The 20,024-nt window shown below is 55.1% G+C and carries 24 protein-coding genes; 11 read left to right on the forward strand and 13 right to left on the reverse strand.

Annotated features, from left to right (window positions below):
• Positions 1 to 41: 41 nt before the first annotated feature.
• The gene (locus VMW85_01135) at positions 42 to 632 is read left to right on the forward strand and encodes a PH domain-containing protein (GenBank protein ID HUT26639.1); all 591 of its coding nucleotides are present in this window, start codon (positions 42 to 44) and stop codon (positions 630 to 632) included.
• Here VMW85_01135 and VMW85_01140 read toward each other — a convergent pair.
• Complete coding sequence (locus VMW85_01140; GenBank protein ID HUT26640.1) at positions 629 to 1,786, reverse strand: hydrogenase iron-sulfur subunit; 1,158 nt, start codon at positions 1,784 to 1,786, stop codon at positions 629 to 631. The genes VMW85_01135 and VMW85_01140 overlap by 4 nt on opposite strands.
• A gap of 110 nt (positions 1,787 to 1,896) precedes the next feature.
• Entirely contained in the window at positions 1,897 to 2,481 is a 585-nt protein-coding gene (locus VMW85_01145) for a rubrerythrin family protein (GenBank protein ID HUT26641.1), read from the reverse strand.
• 180 nt (positions 2,482 to 2,661) lie between these two features.
• Between VMW85_01145 and VMW85_01150 the strand changes: the two genes are divergently transcribed.
• Entirely contained in the window at positions 2,662 to 3,093 is a 432-nt protein-coding gene (locus VMW85_01150; GenBank protein ID HUT26642.1) for a hypothetical protein, read from the forward strand.
• Between the two features lie 25 nt (positions 3,094 to 3,118).
• Here VMW85_01150 and VMW85_01155 read toward each other — a convergent pair whose 3' ends face one another.
• Together VMW85_01155 and rfbD are read right to left on the reverse strand one after the other, a co-directional pair.
• Positions 3,119 to 4,192 (reverse strand): glucose-1-phosphate thymidylyltransferase, encoded by a 1,074-nt coding sequence (locus VMW85_01155; GenBank protein ID HUT26643.1) that lies wholly within the window; start codon positions 4,190 to 4,192, stop codon positions 3,119 to 3,121.
• Positions 4,189 to 5,079 carry a dTDP-4-dehydrorhamnose reductase gene (gene rfbD / locus VMW85_01160; GenBank protein ID HUT26644.1) on the reverse strand — a complete coding sequence of 297 codons (891 nt, stop codon included), beginning with the start codon at positions 5,077 to 5,079 and terminating at the stop codon, positions 4,189 to 4,191. The genes VMW85_01155 and rfbD overlap by 4 nt, the downstream gene beginning before the upstream one ends.
• Positions 5,080 to 5,169: 90 nt before the next feature.
• Between rfbD and VMW85_01165 the strand changes: the two genes are divergently transcribed.
• The 5 genes from VMW85_01165 to VMW85_01185 all read left to right on the forward strand — a co-directional run bounded on the left by VMW85_01165 (position 5,170) and on the right by VMW85_01185 (position 9,265).
• Positions 5,170 to 5,637: a dTDP-4-dehydrorhamnose 3,5-epimerase family protein gene (locus VMW85_01165; protein HUT26645.1), complete on the forward strand. Its 468-nt coding sequence runs from the start codon at positions 5,170 to 5,172 to the stop codon at positions 5,635 to 5,637.
• A 178-nt stretch (positions 5,638 to 5,815) separates the two neighbouring features.
• Positions 5,816 to 6,373, forward strand: coding sequence for a flavodoxin family protein (locus VMW85_01170; GenBank protein HUT26646.1), 558 nt, complete (start codon positions 5,816 to 5,818; stop codon positions 6,371 to 6,373).
• 1 nt (position 6,374) lies between these two features.
• On the forward strand, positions 6,375 to 7,388 hold the full coding sequence (locus VMW85_01175) for a HisA/HisF-related TIM barrel protein (protein HUT26647.1): 1,014 nt from the start codon (positions 6,375 to 6,377) through the stop codon (positions 7,386 to 7,388).
• A 48-nt stretch (positions 7,389 to 7,436) separates the two neighbouring features.
• A complete protein-coding gene (gene rfbB, locus VMW85_01180; protein HUT26648.1) occupies positions 7,437 to 8,453 on the forward strand; it encodes a dTDP-glucose 4,6-dehydratase in 1,017 nt (338 codons plus the stop codon).
• Positions 8,454 to 8,509: 56 nt separating this feature from the next.
• Positions 8,510 to 9,265: a PrsW family glutamic-type intramembrane protease gene (locus VMW85_01185; GenBank protein HUT26649.1), complete on the forward strand. Its 756-nt coding sequence runs from the start codon at positions 8,510 to 8,512 to the stop codon at positions 9,263 to 9,265.
• On the opposite strand, the gene VMW85_01190 is transcribed toward VMW85_01185, so the two are convergent.
• From VMW85_01190 to VMW85_01200, 3 genes are read right to left on the reverse strand one after another with little or no spacing between them, the layout of a single operon-like run.
• Positions 9,246 to 9,818, reverse strand: coding sequence for a flavodoxin family protein (locus VMW85_01190; GenBank protein ID HUT26650.1), 573 nt, complete (start codon positions 9,816 to 9,818; stop codon positions 9,246 to 9,248). The two genes, VMW85_01185 and VMW85_01190, sit on opposite strands and share 20 nt — an antisense overlap.
• A gap of 2 nt (positions 9,819 to 9,820) precedes the next feature.
• Positions 9,821 to 10,198, reverse strand: a complete 378-nt coding sequence (locus VMW85_01195; protein HUT26651.1) for a response regulator — start codon at positions 10,196 to 10,198, stop codon at positions 9,821 to 9,823.
• 39 nt (positions 10,199 to 10,237) lie between these two features.
• Positions 10,238 to 12,640: an ATP-binding protein gene (locus tag VMW85_01200; protein ID HUT26652.1), complete on the reverse strand. Its 2,403-nt coding sequence runs from the start codon at positions 12,638 to 12,640 to the stop codon at positions 10,238 to 10,240.
• 425 nt (positions 12,641 to 13,065) lie between these two features.
• Here VMW85_01200 and VMW85_01205 point away from each other — a divergent pair, with 425 nt between their 5' ends.
• The 4 genes from VMW85_01205 to VMW85_01220 all read left to right on the forward strand — a co-directional run bounded on the left by VMW85_01205 (position 13,066) and on the right by VMW85_01220 (position 15,977).
• Positions 13,066 to 13,839 carry a sugar phosphate isomerase/epimerase gene (locus VMW85_01205; protein ID HUT26653.1) on the forward strand — a complete coding sequence of 258 codons (774 nt, stop codon included), beginning with the start codon at positions 13,066 to 13,068 and terminating at the stop codon, positions 13,837 to 13,839.
• Between the two features lie 79 nt (positions 13,840 to 13,918).
• Complete coding sequence (locus tag VMW85_01210) at positions 13,919 to 14,992, forward strand: NAD(P)-dependent glycerol-1-phosphate dehydrogenase (GenBank protein HUT26654.1); 1,074 nt, start codon at positions 13,919 to 13,921, stop codon at positions 14,990 to 14,992.
• A 16-nt stretch (positions 14,993 to 15,008) separates the two neighbouring features.
• Complete coding sequence (locus VMW85_01215) at positions 15,009 to 15,428, forward strand: UPF0179 family protein (GenBank protein HUT26655.1); 420 nt, start codon at positions 15,009 to 15,011, stop codon at positions 15,426 to 15,428.
• Positions 15,429 to 15,527: 99 nt separating this feature from the next.
• Positions 15,528 to 15,977 carry a ribonuclease III domain-containing protein gene (locus tag VMW85_01220; GenBank protein HUT26656.1) on the forward strand — a complete coding sequence of 150 codons (450 nt, stop codon included), beginning with the start codon at positions 15,528 to 15,530 and terminating at the stop codon, positions 15,975 to 15,977.
• Here the strand turns inward: VMW85_01220 and VMW85_01225 are convergent.
• The 6 genes from VMW85_01225 to VMW85_01250 all read right to left on the reverse strand — a co-directional run.
• Positions 15,974 to 16,879: a phosphoribosylaminoimidazolesuccinocarboxamide synthase gene (locus tag VMW85_01225; protein HUT26657.1), complete on the reverse strand. Its 906-nt coding sequence runs from the start codon at positions 16,877 to 16,879 to the stop codon at positions 15,974 to 15,976. The two genes, VMW85_01220 and VMW85_01225, sit on opposite strands and share 4 nt — an antisense overlap.
• Before the next feature lie 32 nt (positions 16,880 to 16,911).
• Positions 16,912 to 17,604: a KaiC domain-containing protein gene (locus tag VMW85_01230; GenBank protein HUT26658.1), complete on the reverse strand. Its 693-nt coding sequence runs from the start codon at positions 17,602 to 17,604 to the stop codon at positions 16,912 to 16,914.
• Positions 17,605 to 17,609: 5 nt separating this feature from the next.
• Entirely contained in the window at positions 17,610 to 18,452 is an 843-nt protein-coding gene (locus VMW85_01235) for a hypothetical protein (protein ID HUT26659.1), read from the reverse strand.
• Between the two features lie 171 nt (positions 18,453 to 18,623).
• A complete protein-coding gene (locus tag VMW85_01240; GenBank protein ID HUT26660.1) occupies positions 18,624 to 19,148 on the reverse strand; it encodes a hypothetical protein in 525 nt (174 codons plus the stop codon).
• Positions 19,149 to 19,253: 105 nt separating this feature from the next.
• Positions 19,254 to 19,730 (reverse strand): nicotinamide-nucleotide amidohydrolase family protein, encoded by a 477-nt coding sequence (locus VMW85_01245; GenBank protein ID HUT26661.1) that lies wholly within the window; start codon positions 19,728 to 19,730, stop codon positions 19,254 to 19,256.
• Positions 19,717 to 20,024, reverse strand: a 308-nt coding sequence (locus VMW85_01250) for a nicotinamide-nucleotide adenylyltransferase (GenBank protein ID HUT26662.1), incomplete at its 5' end; no start/stop codon positions are given. The genes VMW85_01250 and VMW85_01245, both read right to left, overlap by 14 nt.

The following is a 20,024-nucleotide window of genomic DNA, read 5'->3' on the forward strand; positions in this document are numbered from 1 at the left end:
TTTTACCACGATTTTTTACCACGACGATCGCTCTTTAGTTCATGGGCGTTAAGGTGGAGCTTAATAAAGAGTTCAAGGTCGACCCTGTTCTGAAATCATATTTCCTGGCTTTCGTGCTCATGCTTCTGGCGCTGTTCATTTTGCCTTGGTGGTTACCGTTGATGACCCTGACCACCTGGGCGGAGGGCGGACAGGGCGCGACCCTTTCGACACTGGTCATCCTGGTGATATTTCTGGTCCCGGCGATCGTCTGGACCCCCCTATACCATAGAAGCTTGGTCTACGGTCTGACCGATGATGAGGTGATCTGGTCAAGGGGAGTGCTGTTTCGGAAGACCAGCATCGTGCCCTATACCAAGATAACCAACGTGGACATTCATCAGGGTCCGTTGATGCGCCGTTTCGGCATATACGGTCTGAACGTGCAGACCGCCGGTTATTCCGTACAGCAGGCCGGAAGGTCCGAAATATCCATAATTGGGGTGAAGGACCATGATCGACTGAGGAACTTGATCATGGAGAACGTTAGGAGGTCAAAGAGAGGAACGCCTCACGCCCGACCCCTGGGAACAGAGGAGCTGATGCTGGAAGAATTGAAAAAGATAAGGGGGTTGTTGGAGCGAATGGACTAGAGATCCAGCCCCTCGTCCCACTTCTTGGGCGGCTTGATGTCCAGCCAGGGCATCTCCAGACGCTTCGGTGCGATCGGGGCGCTCATGTCCACCGGGTTCGGTCCCAGTTCCTTCACCTTCCCCACGTAGCTGTTGACCGCCTCGACATATCCTTCCACCTCCTCCGAATCGACGTAGTCGATGTGGAAGCGGTCGGGATGGAAGCCCATCTGGTCAAGGTAGGTGTGCAGCAGGGTCATCCTCTTTCTGGTCCTCAGATTGCCTATCTCGTAATGGCAACGACCGGGGTGACCGGCCAGTACCAGTACGCCGTCGGCTCCTTTGGATAGCGCCTTCAATACCCACTCTGGATCGACACGGGCGGAGCACATCGTACGGATGACCACGAAATGAGGGTCCATGGCCATGCGCTTCATTCCGGCGGTGTCCGCAGCCGTGTAGGAGCACCAATGGCAGGAGAAGACCACTATCTTCGGGAATTCCATCTTGGTGTTCTTCAGGAACGTCTCGATCTGGGATACGATCTGTATGTTGGAGAAGCATGTCTGGTCCATGGCGGCCGTTGGACAGGCGGCTACGCAGGCACCGCAGCCTTCACAGGCGTTGATGTTGACATTGGCCTTGAGGGAGTTGCCGAAGTCCTTGTCCGGAACGACCTTGATGGCGTTGAAGTTGCACACAGACTCGCATATCCTGCAGCCAGTGCAGCGGAACTTGTTGACCTGGGAGACGTTGGACTTATCCACATTGGACTGCATCAGCAGGCGATCGTGGGACATGCGCAGCATGTCTTCGGCCTTGACCGTGGCGGCGGTACGATCGTTGAAATGGACCCAGGCGCACTGCTCGCGTATGTTGCACATCTCCATCATGCAACCTTTGCCATCGGCGGACTCTATCACCTGCTGGAACTCCTTTAGGTAGAGCTTAGGGGAGCATGCAGCTATCAATACCCGGTCCAGTTTGTGCTGTTTGACCTCCTCGGCGATCGACCTTCTGGTCTCGGGAGCGCAGGCGAAGTCGACCGTGGCCGTATGGACCACATTCTCCAACTGGGATGCCGTTTCGTGGAGCATCTTGGTGTCCAGGCTATTGTCGATGTTCCCGCCGCAACGGCATATGTACACACCCATTCTCTGTGAACCCTTGACCATTTTTTAATCCTCCGAAACATGTTTGATAGATGTACAAAAGTTAAGGTCCATTATTATTAAGATTTCCCTGAAAGTACCAGAAAGAAGAAGGTTTCGGGGCCGTGCCCGATTCAATATTGTTCGGAGCGGCGTTGGAAGAAGGAGCGGGGGTGTTCACAGGAAGGGCACTTCTCCGGAGGTTCCGTTCCGATATGCTCGTAACCGCACTCCCGGCATATCCAACTGACCTTGGCCTCTTTCTTGAACACGGTTCCGGCCTCTACCTGTGCCAATAGTGCCTGGTATCGCTCCTCGTGATGCTTCTCGGCGTGACCGATGGCCCGGAGGCGGGCGGCAACGTCCTTGTAGCCCTCTTCATCAGCGACATCGGCGAACTCCGGGTACATGGAAGACGTTTCGTAATGCTCACCGGCTATGGCGGCCTTAAGGTTCACAGCAGTGCTGCCGTGCTCGGCCGGGAACTCCGCCCCCACGTGCAGGGCGGGGAAGTCCAAACATTCCTTGGCCCTAATGGACTGGACCATCTTCCAAAGGCTGCTGGCATGGGACCGCTCCTGCTCGGCGGTCTCCAGGAAGGTCCCGGATATCTGCTCGTAGCCCTCGGCCCTGGCGGCCTTGGCGTAGATGGTATAACGGTTGCGTGCTTGACTCTCGCCAATGAAGGCCTTGGCCAGATTCTCAATTGTCTTCTTCATGAGGATCGCTCTGAATTGTATTGGATAACCGGGGATATTAGAATTACGGCCCGACCCGATCCGCTTAAAATAGCCTAGTAGGTCGACCGTGGACAGGAAACGTTCAATTGCATGAAGATATATGATAGAGGGAAAATCGGTCTGCGTATCAGATACAAGACCGTTCGTTAAGGTGTTCAGATGTCCGCAAATGAGAATTTCGACGAATTAGATGTGCCGGAGCAGGCGCTCTATATCATCGACAACTATGCCGACATCTTCCTGGACAATCTCGGGCTGGGATTGAACAGGCGGCGCATTCTAGGCATCATGTACGAGTCGCGCAAGCGCCTGATGCGGGAACGGCGCTTCGCCGAGCTGGTGAAGGTGCTGAGCTTCCTTCAAGACACCTTCAAGCAGGATCTCGAAGTGGAGATAGGGGTGTTCGAATTCCTGCGCAACATGGGACCAGTGGAGGTCGAGAGGACCGTGGCCCTCAAGGCGGAGCAGCACTTCCAATTGGGGAACTATAGAATGGCCCTTGTCTATTATCAGATGATGGAGGACGAGACCGGAGAGGGTCCGATGTCCGAAAGGGTCCAGGAATGTCTGGGACATATTGATAGTGGTTGAGTTTTCCGTCCGTGATGAATTAGGATCAGAGGTCCAGCCTGGAGTTCTCCCCGATGACGAAGCGCATCCCCTTCGGGAGACGCCCCTGGTTGGACAAGATGGTGCAGCCTCCGCCGATGAGACTTTCAACGACCTTTCGTCCACAGTCGATCAAACAGTCACCGATGATGATGGAAGACTCTATCTCCCCGCTAAGCAACCTGGTGCCGTCACCGATGGCCGTGTAGGGACCTACGTAGGTATTGGGACCGATCTCACAGTTCTTGCCGATGATGACCGGCCCTCGGACCACCGCTCCCTGACGGACGATGGACCCTTCCCCGATCGATACCCGACCGACTATGGTCACCCCTTCTTCTACGGTACCGGAGATCTCGCCCTCAAGGTCCTCCAGAACCAAATGGTTGGCCAGCAGTATGTCCTCCGGCATTCCGGTGTCCTTCCACCAACCGCGCACCACCCGGGCGCTGACCTTGTTGGTCTCCTTGCGCAGCTCATCTATGGCGTCGGTGATCTCCAGCTCGTTCCTCCAGGAAGGTTTTAGCTTCTTGATGATGGGAAATATGCTCGGCTTGAGCAGATAGATGCCGATCAGCGCCAGATTGCTCCTGGGCTCCTTGGGCTTCTCCACCAGAGATACGATCTCCCCTTTCTCGTCAAGCTCGGCGATCCCGAACTTTTGCGGTGTGTCCACGGGACACAAGGCCACCATACCTTCCCAATCACCTTTCTTGAAATCATCCACCATGTAATTTATGCCACCCTTGAGGATGTTGTCTCCCAGATAGACCACGAACGGTTCTCCGTTCATGAACTCCTCGGCGCAGCCTACCGCGTGGGCGATGCCTCGCGGTTCACCTTGGACTATGTAGGTGATCTTGACACCGAAGGACGAACCGTCCCCCAACATCTCCCTCACCTTCTCAGGCATATTATTGCCTAGGATGATGCCTATATCGATGACCCCGGAGTCCCGCAGGTCCTCCAGGCAGTAGAGTATGTTCGGTTTGTTGGCAATGGGGATCAATTGCTTGGGGCCGGTATGGGTCAACGGTCTCAACCTTGTTCCGCTGCCCCCGGCCAGTATCAGTCCTTTCATGGTCTATCGCTCCTCATCATCGTCAATCCCTGGGACATGTTGACCATGGACCGGTCCAGCTCGGCCTCGGCCTGGTCTACGGAAAGACAGGACCGAGGCGGTCTAGCGGCCATCAATGGCATCTCCTCAGTGAGGACCGGAGATATCAATCCCTGGTCCAGAGAAAAGGTCTCCGCCACCTTTACACCTATCTCATACCGGCTCAGGCAATCCGGGCCGCTGGTGTGGTACGTTCCATGGGCGCCTTTGACCGCCAGCTCCAGGATGACCTTCGCCGCATCGGGAGCGTATGTGGGGGAGACATACTGGTCGCTGTATAGCCGTACCCCTTGTCCCTTCTGGAGCGAGTCGATCACCCAGGTGACGAAGTTTTGCTTGCCCCCTTCACGGTTCCAGCCGTAGACCACGGAAACCCGGCATACGAGATTGGACCTCGAAGCGTCCAGTGTCACCCTCTCGCCCTCCAACTTGCTCTGGGCGTAGATGCCCAGGGGATCGGGATTTTCGAACTCGTAATAGTGACTTCCTTTCAAACCGTTAAAGACGTAATCGGTGGATATGTAGACCAGTTTGACGCCCGCCTTCTTGCACTCGGCGGCCACGTTGAACGCCCCTTCCATGTTGACCGCGTACGCCTTGGCCGGCTCTCTCTCGCACTGGTCAACGTTGGTCATTGCTGCGGACAGCACCAGCAGTTCCGGTCGAGAACCTTCGATGACCTCAGCGACCCGACCCCGGTCGGTGATATCCATATGCAGCATTTCATTGGTGTCCGTCGGGACGACGCTGTTGTACGTACCGGACATTTTAAGGCCCATCTCCTTCCCGGCCTTCATGAGGTACTGACCCAGCAATCCGGCTGCGCCAACGACCAACACCCTATTCATGATACCCATATCCCGATGGGTTAAATAAGATTTTACGATATTTTTTCGGGGATTCATTTAATAAGCTGGAGTAAAAATATACCTTGGATAATGATGAAAGGTTTGATAGAAGGGGTCAAGGTGCGCAAGCTGAACCCCGTCCCAGACGAACGGGGATGGCTCATGGAGATGTTCCGCAGCGACTGGGAAGAGTATGAATCGTTCGGACAGCTTTACGTCACAGCCTGCTATCCGGACGTGGTCAAAGGATGGCATTACCATAAACTGCAAGATGACCACTTCATTTGCCTGAAGGGCATGGCCAAGGTCGTTCTGTACGATCCCCGGGATGATTCCTCCACCAAAGGGAAGATCAACGAGTTCTTCATGGGAGAGCGCAATTTCATGCTGCTTAAGATACCCAAGCTGGTCTACCACGGCTTCAAGGGCATCGGCGGCACCGAGGCGCTCATAGTCAACATGCCTACGAAGCTGTACGATTACAAAGATCCGGACGAGTACCGTTTGCCGTACGACACCCCGGAGATACCTTATGATTGGGATGTGAAGATGGGGTGAATCCCCGTTCTCATCGTTCCCGTGGAGATGACCGTCGAGCAAGTCTATGTAAATGGCGGGTCGTTCGCCCCGATCGGTTCGAGCGGCGATATTGGTCCCTCGTCCCGTCATGGGGTTCGGCCGCAACGATCGAAGGAAAGATTATGACCATCATAGGCCATCAACCCCGGAGGGTAGAATGAAGATCGTATTCGTTAACGGCAGTCCCCGTTCCATGGGGAATACTGGCACAATGCTGAAGGCATTAGCGCAAAAAGCCAAGGCTAGAGGGGCCGATGTCACCTACTTCGAGATCGTGGATAAGAACGTCCAGGACTGTGATGGTTGTTATCTCTGCGATAGTGAGGACAAATGCAGCAAGGACGATGACATGAACGAGGCCTATACCCTATTACAGGAGGCGGACGTGTTCATCATCGGTTCACCCATCTATATGGGCGTGGAGACCGGCCTGACCAAATGCTTCGTCGACCGTCTCTATTACCTGATGGCGAAGAAGCGCATTCGACCTGGAAAAAGGGCCGTGGCGCTCTTCACCTGCGGTCTGATGGACGGACACATGATCTATGGCTATATGCACGGGAGGTTCAGCAAGCTCCTGAAGCAGGACCTGGGGTTCGATGAGGTCAAGACCGTCATCGTCCCGGGAATGAAGAACAGCGTGAACGTGGAGGACAGCTTCTACGCCCAGGAATCGCTCGTAGAACTGGAAGAGTTCATATTCCCCGCGGATTGAGATGACGGAAAGAGTGGTGGCATGTCAGTACTGCGGCTCACGCCGCGTCGTTCCAGAAGTGATCGTCGGCGGGCCCATGGCCGGCGTGGACAATAATAGCGGCCGCTCCATCTGCCTGGACTGCGGACGTTCCCTGGTCCCCTTGGACTTCAGTGGTGAGGAGGAGCGACAGGACTTCGTCGCCAAGACCGAGACGGAAGTGAGGGACTTTCTGCATATCCCCATCGTTCCAGTGGACACGTGGAGCCTTTTCAGCCTGCCCATCATAGACGTTCCACTGGTACAGGTGGCCAAGGTGGTGGAGCTTGAATGGCAGAACGGATGGAACATCCTTCCTGGAGGAGTTCCCTTCGAAGCCTACTGGAAGGCGGTCGGGTCTAAGCGCTACGGTGCAAAGGACGTTTTGATAATGGACCTGGCTGGGATGCAGCATTCCCGTCCTAACTTCGATGCTCTTAAAACTCTGATGAAAAGAAAGTACTCCATCTGGTTGGAGATGGGAGTGAGGGAGGTGCATGACATCTTCGATGCCTTCACCCTCGGATCGCAGAACGTTCTGATCGGCAGCATGACCTGCCGATCCCTGGGCCTATTGGAGGAGATCATCGAACTGTCGGATCAGAGCATTCCCCTCCTCTACTATGACGGTGAGGTGCGCTGGGGCTCTAAGCATTTCGGCCCAGCTTCACTGACTGAATCGCTGGATCTGCTATTTGACCTGGGCTTTGACCGATCGGCGGTGCTGGACCTCCGACAGCTGGGTTCTAAGAAAGGGTTCAACGAGGGCATGGCCGAGGAAGCGATATCCCGGAAGATCGAGGTCCTGATCGGCGGTGGAGTACGAGAATCGGACCTTGAGAGATTGAAGGAGATGGGAGCGATAGGCGGTCTTCTGGACCCGTTCACCCCGGTAGTGCGGGACCTCATGGCTTCCGATAGGCCCGATGAGAAAGAGAGCCCGGTGCCGGCAACGGTCAAGCGGGAAAGTCCCAAGGGCTACGCCCTAGACGCTTGAACAGGCTGAAAACAAAGATTATTATTTGGTTGGGCTTTCTTCGTTGTCATGGGCAAGAGAGTACTGGTGACCGGAGGCATGGGCTTCATCGGCAGCAATTTCGTGCGCCACATGCTGAAGGTACACTCCGACATGGAGATCGTCAATCTTGACAAGCTCACCTATGCCGGCAACCCGGCCAACCTCGAGGACGTGAAGGAGCGGATGACCTTCGTTCACGGGGACATATGCGACGCTGAACTGGTCGACGGCCTGATGGCGGACGTGGATCAGGTGGTGCATTTCGCCGCCGAGACGCACGTGGACCGCTCCATACAGGACGCGGGCTCCTTCGTCACCACCGACGTCTTCGGAACCTACACTCTGCTGGATGCGGCACTCCGACACGATGTGGATAAGTTCATTCACATCTCCACCGACGAGGTCTATGGCGAGGCGGTGGACCACCCGTCCCTGGAGACCGATGGATTATTTCCCAAGTCACCCTACGCCGCGAGCAAGGCCGGGGCCGATCGGCTGGCCTATTCGTACTACGCCACCTTCGGACTGCCGGTAATCATCACCCGCTGCTCCAACAACTACGGTCCGTACCAGTACCCGGAGAAGTTGATACCGCTTTTTGTCACCAACGCTCTTGAAGGGAAGAAATTACCCGTCTATGGCCATGGCCGCAACACCCGCGATTGGATACACGTGGAGGACCACTGCCGGGCGGTGGACACGCTGCTGTCGTCGAAAGGGCAAGAGGGCGAGATATTCAACGTAGGAACGCTGGAGGAGAAGAGCGTGCTGCAGATCGCCGCCGTCATACTGGACGAACTTGGTATGGACGAGGACGCCTTGACGTTCGTGGACGATCGCAAAGGCCATGTGGCCAGGCATGCCGTGGATGCGGGGAAACTGGAGAAGACCACTTCCTGGAGGCCCCGGCAGGAGTTCGATCCGGCCCTGCGTCAAACGATACGGTGGTACAAGGACCATCCTGAATGGTGGAAGCCCATAAAGAACGGTGATTTTCGGGAATATTATACCCGAACCTATGCGGCGAAAGGGCCCTCAACCTGAGAGCCCAATCGGCACATTGATATCCCCTGGAAGGGAATAGATGTGGCAGGTGAGCAATGGAACTTTGGGAATTGACAGCGGTCCTGCTTTCAGCCATCGTGCCTTCCCTGATCTACCTGGTCTGGATCAGGAACTCTGAGATCTATAACCGGGAACGTTGGGGACACGTGCTCTCGGTGTTCTTCTTCGGTGCCACGATATCCATCTTAGCGTCGGTACTGCTGGAGAGCTTGGCCATTGAGGTCATTCGCGCCCCGGGTTCGATATTCTCCGAGGGGTTCTGGAACTTCGGACCGTACGACCCCTCCTTGGAGATAGTGGTCCTGGCAGTGGTCGTCGCCCCATTTGTGGAAGAATGGGCCAAAGGATGGGGTGTGCTGGCAACACGGAATTGGATCCGGGAACCGGAGGACGGTCTGATATACGGCGCCGCGGCCGGACTGGGGTTCGCCGCGGTGGAGAACATCTTCTACAACAGCAGCTCCCTTATCTCGGGGATCGATGTCTTAGTGGCCAGCGCCACTTTGAGGGCCTTGACGTCCACGTTATTGCACGCCACCGCCTCTGGTGTGCTTGGTTTCGGCATAGCCCGAAAGCATCTGTTGGGCGCCCGGGGAATAAAGGCCAGCTGGATCCCTTACTTCCTGGCGGCGGTCCTGCTTCATGGCATCTTCAACGGTTTCGCCGTGGCCGAGGAGGTCTTTGATGACGTCCTGGTCCCGATAATCGGCCTCATAGCCGCATTCGTGCTGGTGATCGGCATGTTCGGCTGGCTCAGGAGAAGCATCCAGGTCATGGACCGGGAGAATTGAACGACCGGACCAGCTCCTGTCCCAGAGAGAAGGCCTGGGATAACGCTTCTGGTCGCTCAGTGACAGCCCCCCTGCGTTCCAGACCACCCACCGTGATCGAACCGGCTGGTCGGACACCGATACCGATGAGGAACGCCCTCAGCTCCGAGAGGGCGTTGTCGAACTTGGCCTGGGGCTGCGCCGCGGCCAGGATGATGCCGCCGACGCCCGGGCGCCTGTTCAACTTCAAAATATGACGGCGGGCCCATAGCGCCTGGCAACGATCGACCACGCATTTTGTCTGTGCGCTCATTCCAGAGAAGTATATGGGTGATGCAACGATGATCACATCGGCCTTTTCCAGCAGGTCGTAGAGCTTGCCCATCCCATCGTTGAGCACGCACTCCCCGTCCTTGAAGCAGTCCTCACAGGCATGGCAAGGCGCCACATCCATGAATGCCAGATCAAAACGTACTATTTGGGCGTCTTTTCCTGTTCCCTTCAGCGCCTCGTTCAAAAGTATTTCGGTATTGCCAGGATGGCGCGGGCTACCGTTAAGGCCCAGCACCAGCACCCTTATTCCTCCATCGATTCCCGTATGCGATCGCGCAGGGTTCGGAAGTACCCGAAACCCTTGACCACGTAATCGGATGCGCCGGCGCGCAACGCCTGGTAGCTTAGGTCGGGGTCCTCCAAAGCGGTTACGAAAAGTATGTACGCGTTGGGTTGGAACTCCCTGACGCGAGGGAGAAGGTCCATGCCATTGGTATCGGGAAGATAATAGTCCAGGAGGACCACGTCGTAGGGGCGGCTTTTGATGGCGGCGAGGCATTCGGCACCGTTATGAGCGACGAACAGGTCGAACTCTTCCGGGGGCATATGCTCCCGACAAAGGTCAACATGGTCGATGTTGTCCTCGACCATGAGCACCGAGAGTTTGATCTTTCCACCCATCTTATTACCCTCGCTTTATTATTATTCTACCATATAGTATTATTGAGCTTTTGGCAGCATTATCACGAAGACCGAGCCTTTGGTATGATCTCCCTGAATGCGGTCCTCCACCCATACCTTTCCTTGATAGCGATCGACCAGGGCCTTGACCACGGAGAGACCCAGCCCGTGGCTTTCCGCGGCCATGCTAGTGTCTAGGTTCTCGAACCTATGGAACAGTTGGATCTTTCGTTCATCCGTGATGCCCTTCCCCTGATCACGCACCTCCACCCTCCAGAAATGGTCCTCTCCGACCTTCTCCGGCCGTACGACCACTTCCACCTTCTTCTGGTCGCCGTACTTCGCCGAGTTGTTTATGATGTTATAGAACGCGTCCCTGACCAGCGAATCGGCCCGTACCATGGCGCTGCCCTCCGGGTACTTTATTTCCAGGGGGATGTCCGAGTAGAGGTACGAGGTCTTGATCTCCTTTACGATGTCGTGCAGCAGTGGCAGGATGTCCACAGGTATCAGCTCCACGGTATTGTCTGATTCCAGGATGTTCCATAGCTTGCGCACATCGGTAATGAGGTTGGAGATGTTCTGTGACTGGGCAAGGGCGCTCTTCACATAACGGCGCTGCCTCTCGTCTAGCTTCGGGTCCTTGATGAGCATCTCCAGGAAACCATGTATCGGCACGTTGTAGTTGGCGACATCGTGGGTCAGCAGGATGTTGTATATCTTCTGCGTAGACACCTTGGACTTGATGTCCTGGAAGCGACCGGAGTTCTTCAATGCCATGGCCGCATGCACTGAGAAGAGCTCCATGAGGCGATAATCGCCCTCGGTGAACGGTTTTCCAGGCACCTTCTCCAGGGTCATTACCCCCATCATATCGTCCCCGATCTTCAGCGGGACGCTGATCAGTGTGGAGGGCTCATCCGGAGTGCCATCTACCTGCTTGGCCCTCTCGTCCAGGTCGGCCCTCTCCACCAGAATGCCTTGGCCGGTACGGGCGACCTCTCCGGTGATCCCTTCCCCCACATCGATCGCCAGGGCATCAGAGTCCAATTCGTACTTGCTCAGGAAGGACAAGGGTATCAGACGGGTTCCGCCCCGATCGTAACCATAGATGATGCAGTTGTCCGACTGCACCAACTCCCTGGCCTTGGAAAGGATGATGTTCAGCACCTCTCGGTAATCCAGGGTGCTGGATACCAGCCTGGATATCTCGAACATTATCTGGAACTCCGTCACGAAACGCAGGTAATGCTGGTTCAGAACGGAGTAGAAATAGACCATCGCTATCTGGTTGGAGAACACCTGCAGGGTCAGCTTTCTCGTTTCCAGGTCCTCCATGGGACTGTTCTTACCGAACAGGCCGGCCCCTACAAAGTCACCACGGAACTTCAGTGGCAGACAAACCAATGATTGGAATCCCAGGGAGGTGATGTCACCGATCAGGTCCCCGTTCATGGCGGAAAAGATGCAGCTTTCCCCCTTGGACATCTTGACCCCCAATGTTGAACTCCCAACCTCCGTCTCGAAGAGCTGTCTTGCCTTTTTGAAGTCGATGCCGGAGCAGAACAGTTGCGGGCGCCCGTCCCAACCCAGGAGACGGAGCACTGCGAAGTCAAGACCTTCTCGGCAAAGCAGGTTGTCCAACTCGTTCTGCAGGGTCTCTTGGGGGTTGACATCGGCAATTAGGTCCGAGGACGTTTTTGCCAGGAACAACAGGGATTCGTTCTCAGAGGATCCCAGGCCACTGTGGATCAACGGAGGATCTGCCACGGCCAGCACCATGTCCGTTTCCTCGGACCGGAAGGGATGAAGGGACCATGTCAGCTTCGCTGGTCGGCCGTGCATCTTCATCGGAAGCGTAATGAACGAGGGCAGTTCCGGCTGGACCAGGGTCTTCGCCCATTTCCGGCGATCATCTTCCTCACCATGAAGTATGAAAGCCAGATCCTGGTTCATGAGGGTATCGCGATCGATCTCCAGCAATCTTTGGAGCGGGGAGTTGCTACCGCGAATATCTCCGTCGCGGGAATATACCAGCACTAACAGGTCGTGGTCCTGCAATACCTCCAGGACCATTTCCAAGGTGATCTCCCGTCGGTCATCGCCCACGATGAAACCGATCAGGCTAACGCCCACTACCTCTTCTCTCTCCTTCACCGGCGTCATGGAGATGGAGAACTGAGCTTGGCCAAGTTCCATTATCAGCCTTTCCCGGGAGCTCCTGCCCTCGAGACATTCCTGGATCGCCTGATCCACATCCTTGGAGGAATCGTTCTGAAGCAGGGAGGCAAAGGATATACCCAGGAGACGTGATTCGTCAGTTCCTAGCAGAGCTTCGATGGTCCGGTTGTAATATTTCAAGTGACCCACGCGGTCCAAGGTGCAGATAATCGTGCGTCCGACCATGTCCCCCAGACCATCTTTACTTTCGATCGCGCTCATATGAACTAAGGCACCTCTTCTTCCAACCCTGGTACGCAATAGTATGTTGATAAAAGAATCCTTGCCCATAAATGTCAGCAATTGAGGATGATACCATCGGATCGGTGTGTTATTGGTAGTATGTACGATACGAATATATTTATTAAAAAAATAGTCATTTTAATACCGCATGATCAATGATACTTTAAAATGTCCAGCAAAGATGATATTCAATTTATTGAAATGAATACTAATGAACCTAAATAATGCCTAAACGAATCATTACGATTAAATATTAAAAAATAATTTCTACCCCTAGAGAGCGCTCGGACAAGGACCCCCGCTATTCTCCTCCTATAGAATAGTAATATTCCACCTTGCATCCTTGGCGAGCCTCTTTTTCTCTTATTCGCTCCTTTTATCTACATTCCTTCCGTTCTCCGATCATGTACTCCCCCATGCGCCTGGGAGCCATGGCCACCCTGCGCGATCACCGGGTCATTTCAGCATTACAGTTGGATTTTTTGGAGCTGCTAGTGCTCCCTAATGACGACCTTGCCGAAGTGGCCAGGTTCTGCGATGATTTCGATGGCGAGCTGATACTGCACGCCCCGGAAGAGCTGCCTGACGGCCGTTTGATCGACCTCAGCTCTGCCGATCATAGGTATCGGGAGGAGAGCGTGCGGCGCATCCGGGAAATTGCCCGGGCCGGCAGGGACACCGCTCGGCCAGTGGTAGTGCATCCTGGAGGGGTGAGCGAATCCCCCGTAGGTGACACCATTGCCATCACTTCCAATCTGAGATCGTCCCTGGACCTTCTGGACGATTACCTGTGGTTGGAGAACATGCCTTTGCATTACCATCACCGAGGACGGAAGATGCACTCCAACCTGATGCACGTCCCATCGGAGATGAGGGAGGTAGAAGACCTGGTGGCCGGTTTCACCATTGATGTCTCCCATGCCTATCTGGGGGTAGTGGAGAACGGGAACGAGAACGTCCTCGCGATGTTCCGGGAGCTGGGAGAGGCGGTCAAGCACGTACATCTGTCCGACGCCAAACGGCCGGATATCGAAGGTATCATGATCGGCGAGGGCGAGATGGACATGGGGTTCATGTCCTACCTGCGGGGATTGCCGGTACTGCTCGAAATTTGGGATGGTCACCTTAACGGGGGGGCGGGATTCCGTGAGGCTTTGCGGCGGTTACGCGGAAAATAACCCCCACCCAGCATGATACAACAACCGCAATAAACCGATAACTTGAAAAAGAAAGACCGAGATAGTAGGGAATACCAGGGTGCTTGGATTGGAGGATGGAGATTTTACCAAGGCTCGCTCGATGCTTTTCCCAAGGCAGGTCCTAGCGGGTCACGATGTCATAGGCACAGTTCCAGATTCTTGCCGGAACTTCGGATTGAGCGGCACCGCCCTCATCGTCACCGGTGAAAAGACCATGAAGGTGGCCGGGAGCACCATCGAAGAGGGACTGAAGAGCGCCGGTTACGAGGTACAGACCATCAAGGTCGGGGAGGCCACCGAAGAGAACCTGCAGAAGGTGGAGATCGCCGCCAGGGAATGCAGGATCGACTTTCTACTAGGGGTCGGAGGCGGCTCGAAGATCGATCTGGCCAAGATGGCCGCCATGAACATGTCCAAGGAGTTCCTTTCCATACCCACATCGGCGTCGCACGACGGCATCGCCTCCGGACGCGCCAGCATTAAAAGCGGAAGCGGTCCCATCTCGCACGAGGCAAAGGTTCCTTTGGCCGTCATCGCCGACACTGGGATCATCGCTAAATCACCATACCGATTATTGGCCGCAGGGTGCGCCGACGTCATCAGCAACGCCACCGCCCTGATGGACTGGGAGTTCGCCCGCAGGCTGCGCAACGAGGAGTTCTCTCGTTCGGCATACGCATTGGCCGACTACACCGCGCAGACCATAATTGAGAACGCCGATCTCATAAGACCGAACTTGGAGGAGAGCGTCTGGATCTCCATACGCCCCATCATCATCTCCGGGATAAGCATGAGCGTGGCCGGTTCGTCCCGGCCAACGAGCGGGAGCGAACATATGTTCTCGCATGCTCTGGACATGATAGCTCCGGGCAAAGCGCTGCATGGAGAGCAGTGCGGGGTCGGCAGCATAATGATGATGTACCTTCACGGAGGCGACTGGATGCGCATACGTGAGGCTTTGATGAAGATAGGTGCCCCCACTTCGGCCAAGGAGCTGGGGATCACCAGGGAGCAGGTGATCGAGGCATTGGTGACCGCACACCTGATCCGCAAGGACCGCTTCACCATATTGGGTCTGGGATTGACCCCCGAAGCGGCCGAGCGCATAGCCACTATCACCAGAGTCATCTGAAGGAGGCTCGTCGGACATGATCACTGTAATAGGGGAGAGACAGGCCAGGGTAGGTGGGCAGTTCGTCTACCTGGGGCCGTTGACGGAGTGCAAGGAGTGCAAGCTCAAGGGGGTATGCTTCAACCTGGATACCGGATGCTTGTACCGCATCGTGGAGGTGCGGGACGTCAAGCACGATTGCAAGGTGCATGAGGATGGTGTCCGCGTCGTCAGGGTGGAGAAGGAGAAGATGGAAGGCGCGGTGAGCAAGAAGGGCGCGTTGGAGGGGACGACCATCACCTATGAGGTGATCAAGTGCGATCACCTCGGCTGCGAACATTACCGCCTCTGCCATCCGCTAGGCATCGACAAGGGTCGCAAGGCTCGTATCGCCAGGATACTGGGCGACCTCGACTGCGCCGAAGGCAAGAAATTGGTCATGGTGGCCTTTGAATAAGGCTTTGTAATGACGCTCCGTAAATTTCTTACCAATATCTTTCACCCCCAGTTCTGGCTCCGGTCGCGGAGCTCGGAATGCATATCTGAAGAGCGTTTGATGCAATTGAAGGAACTTCAGGATATCATCTCCTATCATTTCAATGACCTTTCATTGCTCCAGGAGTCCCTGACCCATCGCTCGATGAAGATCGAGAGAGGGGCGTCCGTCCGCACGAATTGCAGATTGGAGGTCCTGGGGGATTCCATACTGGGCTTCGTGGTCATGGACGATCTGTTCCAACGATTCCCAGAAGCGGACAAGAAAGAACTTTCGACCAGAAGGGCGGAGATGGTGTCGAACGATAGGTTGAACGAGATCGGTTCCGAAATAGGACTGAGGGGGTTCGTGGAGATCGGTAGTTCCATTCAAAAAAATACCGAGGGGGCGGCTAAATACATCGTAGCCGATGCCATGGAATCGTTGATAGCAGCCATCCACCTGGATGGCGGCCACGAGGCCGCCCGTTCTTTTATTAAAAGGGAAATTATCGATAGGGAAAGAGTTTAGAACTTCTCCCCGGTCATCCTCTCGTACATGTCGATGTAGAGCCTGCTGACCTTCTCCACCACGTCCTTCGGTAAGGCCGGTATGTCCGGCTCAGGGCGGTGCTCCTTCCTCGCTTTGTACAGCTCCTCATGATACCCGGTATCGCGGTAGTGCTGCCTGACCATCTCCTTGCTCAGCTCCACACAGTTACCCTTCCCATACTCGGCGGCGTCCCACCAGCGGTCCTCGTCCAACGTGCCGAAGGTGTCCACGATCATCAGTCGGCGTTCTTCATCGTAGGCGAACTCCTTCTTGCCGTCCACGTGGATGAGCCCGGCCTTTTCGGCGCGCTCAGCGATGAGCCCGTCGATCTTGGATATGGTCTCGAAGACCTGATCGTACTCCTTCTCGCTCAGACCGGAGATGCGCTTCGCCTCCGCGTCGTCCAGATTCCGGTCGGTCTCCTCCAACTTCGTCGTCGCCTCGAAGAACATCTTCGGCAGCTTCTCACCGTACTTCAACTGGTGCCCCTTGGGGAATCCCAGCTGTTCCACGGTGATCTTGCCTTCCTTCACCCGGTCGTTCAGGGAGCCAGCGTTGTAATGGCGGCAGATGAACTCCAGAGGGATGAGGTAGTTGGTGGTCTTGCTGTTCAGTTTAGAATAATCGGGAATGACGTTGACGCGCTTCACCAGCATGCGGTCATTTCCGGTGAGCTTGACGAAATCCGAACGGATGCCGTGCTCAGCCAGTAGCTTGAACCAGTATGCGGAGGTTCTGCATAGCACCTCACCCTTGTAGGGGATCTCGGTCGGAATGATCTTGTCAAACACCGAGATGTTGTTGGTGAACTGGAACTCCAGAGTGCTCTCGTCGACCTCGAAGACCTTCTTGACCTTGCCCACGCGGAAGAGCTTCATCATACACGGAACACAGTAATAAGGATAAATCTTACCTAGAACTCCGAACCGGCATGCACTTCCAAACCCTTGCTGGTAATGGAGTAGGGAGTGATCTTCCTGGAATGGTCCGTCCGTCGCATCTTGATTATGCGCAAGGACAGCATCAGTTCGTTGCGGTCAGTGAGCTCGATGTACCGCAGGGATATCACCCCGTCGGCCACGTATTCGATGAGCCCGTCCCTTGAAGCGAAGGGGTTATCGTCCTTGACCTCCGCGGTGAGGATGAGCGTGGCACCGGTCTTCTTGATCATCTGTGCCAGGTTGAAGAGGTTCGTCCGCCGGTCGTGATCGTTGTCGAATAGCATGTTGAGCAAGGAAACGGAATCGACGACGATGCGGGAGGCCCCGAACTTTTTGATGAAATCGGGCAGCTCGCTCTTGATCCTCTGAATCGTCACCTTGGCATCCGTAGGCTCCAGCTTCACGATCTCCAGCTGTTTGGCGTCCATCTTTTCGCGCATGCCCCAACCGTGCGCCTCTGCGTCGGCCAGTATGGACTCCTTGTCCTCCTCGAGTGAGATGTATATGCCTTTCTCGCCCACGGCCAGACCCTCGTTCAAGAACTGCAGGCCTAGGGTCGTCTTACCGGTACCGAAGGACCCCATCACCACTACCGTGGAGGATCTCGGTATCCCTCCGAAAAGCATCTCGTCCAGCCCGTCTACCCCTGTCTTGATCTTATCCATTCCCATCACCCTACCCGTTCCGTGTCTATGACCACCAGTCCGTGCTGCGCTGTGACGATGGTCGCGAACCTAGCTATACGTTCCTTGTCCAGGTGCGGCAATATACTGATGAACTTCTCCACATACATATACCTCTGACGGCGGGAGGATTGCACGAACTTGCTCCATTCGAACACCAGCGCCCCATCCACCGAGTCCATGATGAGCTTCTCCTTACGCTTGTCCACGATATCCTTGGTGAGCAGTATATAGATGACACCTTTCCATCGTTTCGCCATGCGCTGCATCCCTCGCATGACCGCCACCAGGTCCATCTCATCTATGCCGGTGTTGACCACCAGGTCCGTCAAGGAATCGATGATGACCATGCTGTCGTGGGCGTTGGTATCTAAAAAGTCGACCAGAGCCTCCAAGGTGTTCTGTTCCCCGTCGTCGGAGAAGAGACCGCTGGAAGTATCTCCGGTCCAGCTTCTAGGCACCATAGTGTTACGGAAGTACTGTTTGGAGAAGTCCTTGAAGACGACGTTCCTTTCGAACGCCCCGTAGAAGTCCTGATTGAAGGAGGTCTTGATCTCCTGCAGGATGTCCTCCTTGGATCGAGCGAAAGTGACATAGCATATCTTCTTCGGCAGGATACGCTGGCCAACCCGTTGACCCAGATAATAATCCATTGTATTGGGGTTCTCTCGAACGAGAGATAACTTCGAGGCGGAGGTCAGCGCATATTCCTGCTGACCCGCACCTAGATCTCCCATGAGCAGAATAACGGAACCGGCCGGTATCCCGCCCTTGATTATACTATCAAAATCAGCGACACCGCTGGGGATCCTCTTGACCGTGCCATCCATTCCCACACCTGACCTGGCAGTTATCGGGATGAGCGAATATAGAGTTTTGCAGAACCTGACCGTGCATTCAACGATTTAAATAAATATGATAAATTATTAATAAATATTTTTCAGGTATTCCGAGAAACGGAATTTTGATGCACCGAACTGAAGAACACCGGCCGATCCCGTTCACACCGCCGGTTCTACATAGCCCCCGAAGGTGATACTGTCGCTCCCGCTGAAGCTGATGATGATCAGATTGAGCTGGTTGAAGCCTTCGAATATCTCCTGCCCGCCCACCGGTCCTACCGCCCCTACCAGGGTATCACCTTGATCGATGAAAGTGATGGGGTTCCATGTTAGGCTGATCCAGTCGAAATAGTAGGCTTCCGCGTTTTCGATGGATATCCCTGGTTGGGTTACGTAGAACTTGAGGACCGCTCTCTCCTCGTCCATCAATCCCCGCATCCTGATGCCGGTGTCGTACTCGATCCCGTTTATCACGTTGTTCGTGAGGCTGGGGTGCTCATCGGTCCCGCCCAGGCCATTGGTGTTCACCTGCTCGAAGGTGATGGTGGCCATGATCACTGGCTCATCCACATCTGGTACCAATTTGTCGTTCAGCGCTCCGGCAGCCAGATAAGCTGTGGATACCAGGACGACCATCAATATCAACGATATGACGATACATTTCTGACCATTGATGACCTTCATTACCCTAACTCCCCGAAATTGATAGATAGAACATGAGCTCGATGAAATTCAGTCTCTGTTCAGCAATCAAATTTATTTTGGATATATAGAATATTCCCTTCATTTTTATAGATCGGACGATAGCATCAGGTCCAATGCCAGTTTCAAAGCAAGGTCGGACGCCTCCTCCTTGATCCGCTCCCGATCTCCGTCATTATCGATACGGAACGTTTCCCTCTTGCCTTTGTAATCTAGGCCGATGAACACCAATCCCACCGGTTTGGTCTCGCTTGCGCCCCCTGGGCCAGCTATCCCGGTGACGGATATGCCTACATCCGCCCCGAAGGCCTTGCGCACTCCTGCGGCCATCTCCGCGGCGCACACTGAGCTGACCGCACCGTACGTTCCTAGCACTTCCAGGGAAACGCCCAACAGCTTGACCTTGGAATCATTGCTGTAGGCGACGACCCCGCCCAGGAAAACGTCGGAGGAACCTGGGACATTGGTCAGCTTGTCGCAAATGCGACCACCGGTACAGGATTCCGCCACGGCGATGGTCAACCGTTTCTGTCGAAGGGCGGTTAGGAGCTCAATCTCCGGCATCCCATTCCCCCTGGGCCATCAGCTCCCTGATGCGCTTGACGCCATCGATGGAATCGATGACCTCGGCCACCGCCCGCGGTACGAAGCGGCGCCAGTCGTCTCCGGCCACCATTCTCTTTCGTATCTCTGTGCCGGAGTAATGAGAGCGGTTGAACAGAGGGGACGCGGACACTTCGTAACCGGCCTCGGAGAACAGCCTTTTCGTCAAGGGATTATTGGTATACACCCGTTGGAAGGGCGGAACCATGGAGCGCACGTGCGATACCCATATGCCGTACTGGTTGATGTCCACTA

This window comes from Methanomassiliicoccales archaeon (assembly GCA_035527755.1).
In the GTDB taxonomy this organism is placed as follows: domain Archaea; phylum Thermoplasmatota; class Thermoplasmata; order Methanomassiliicoccales; family UBA472; genus UBA472.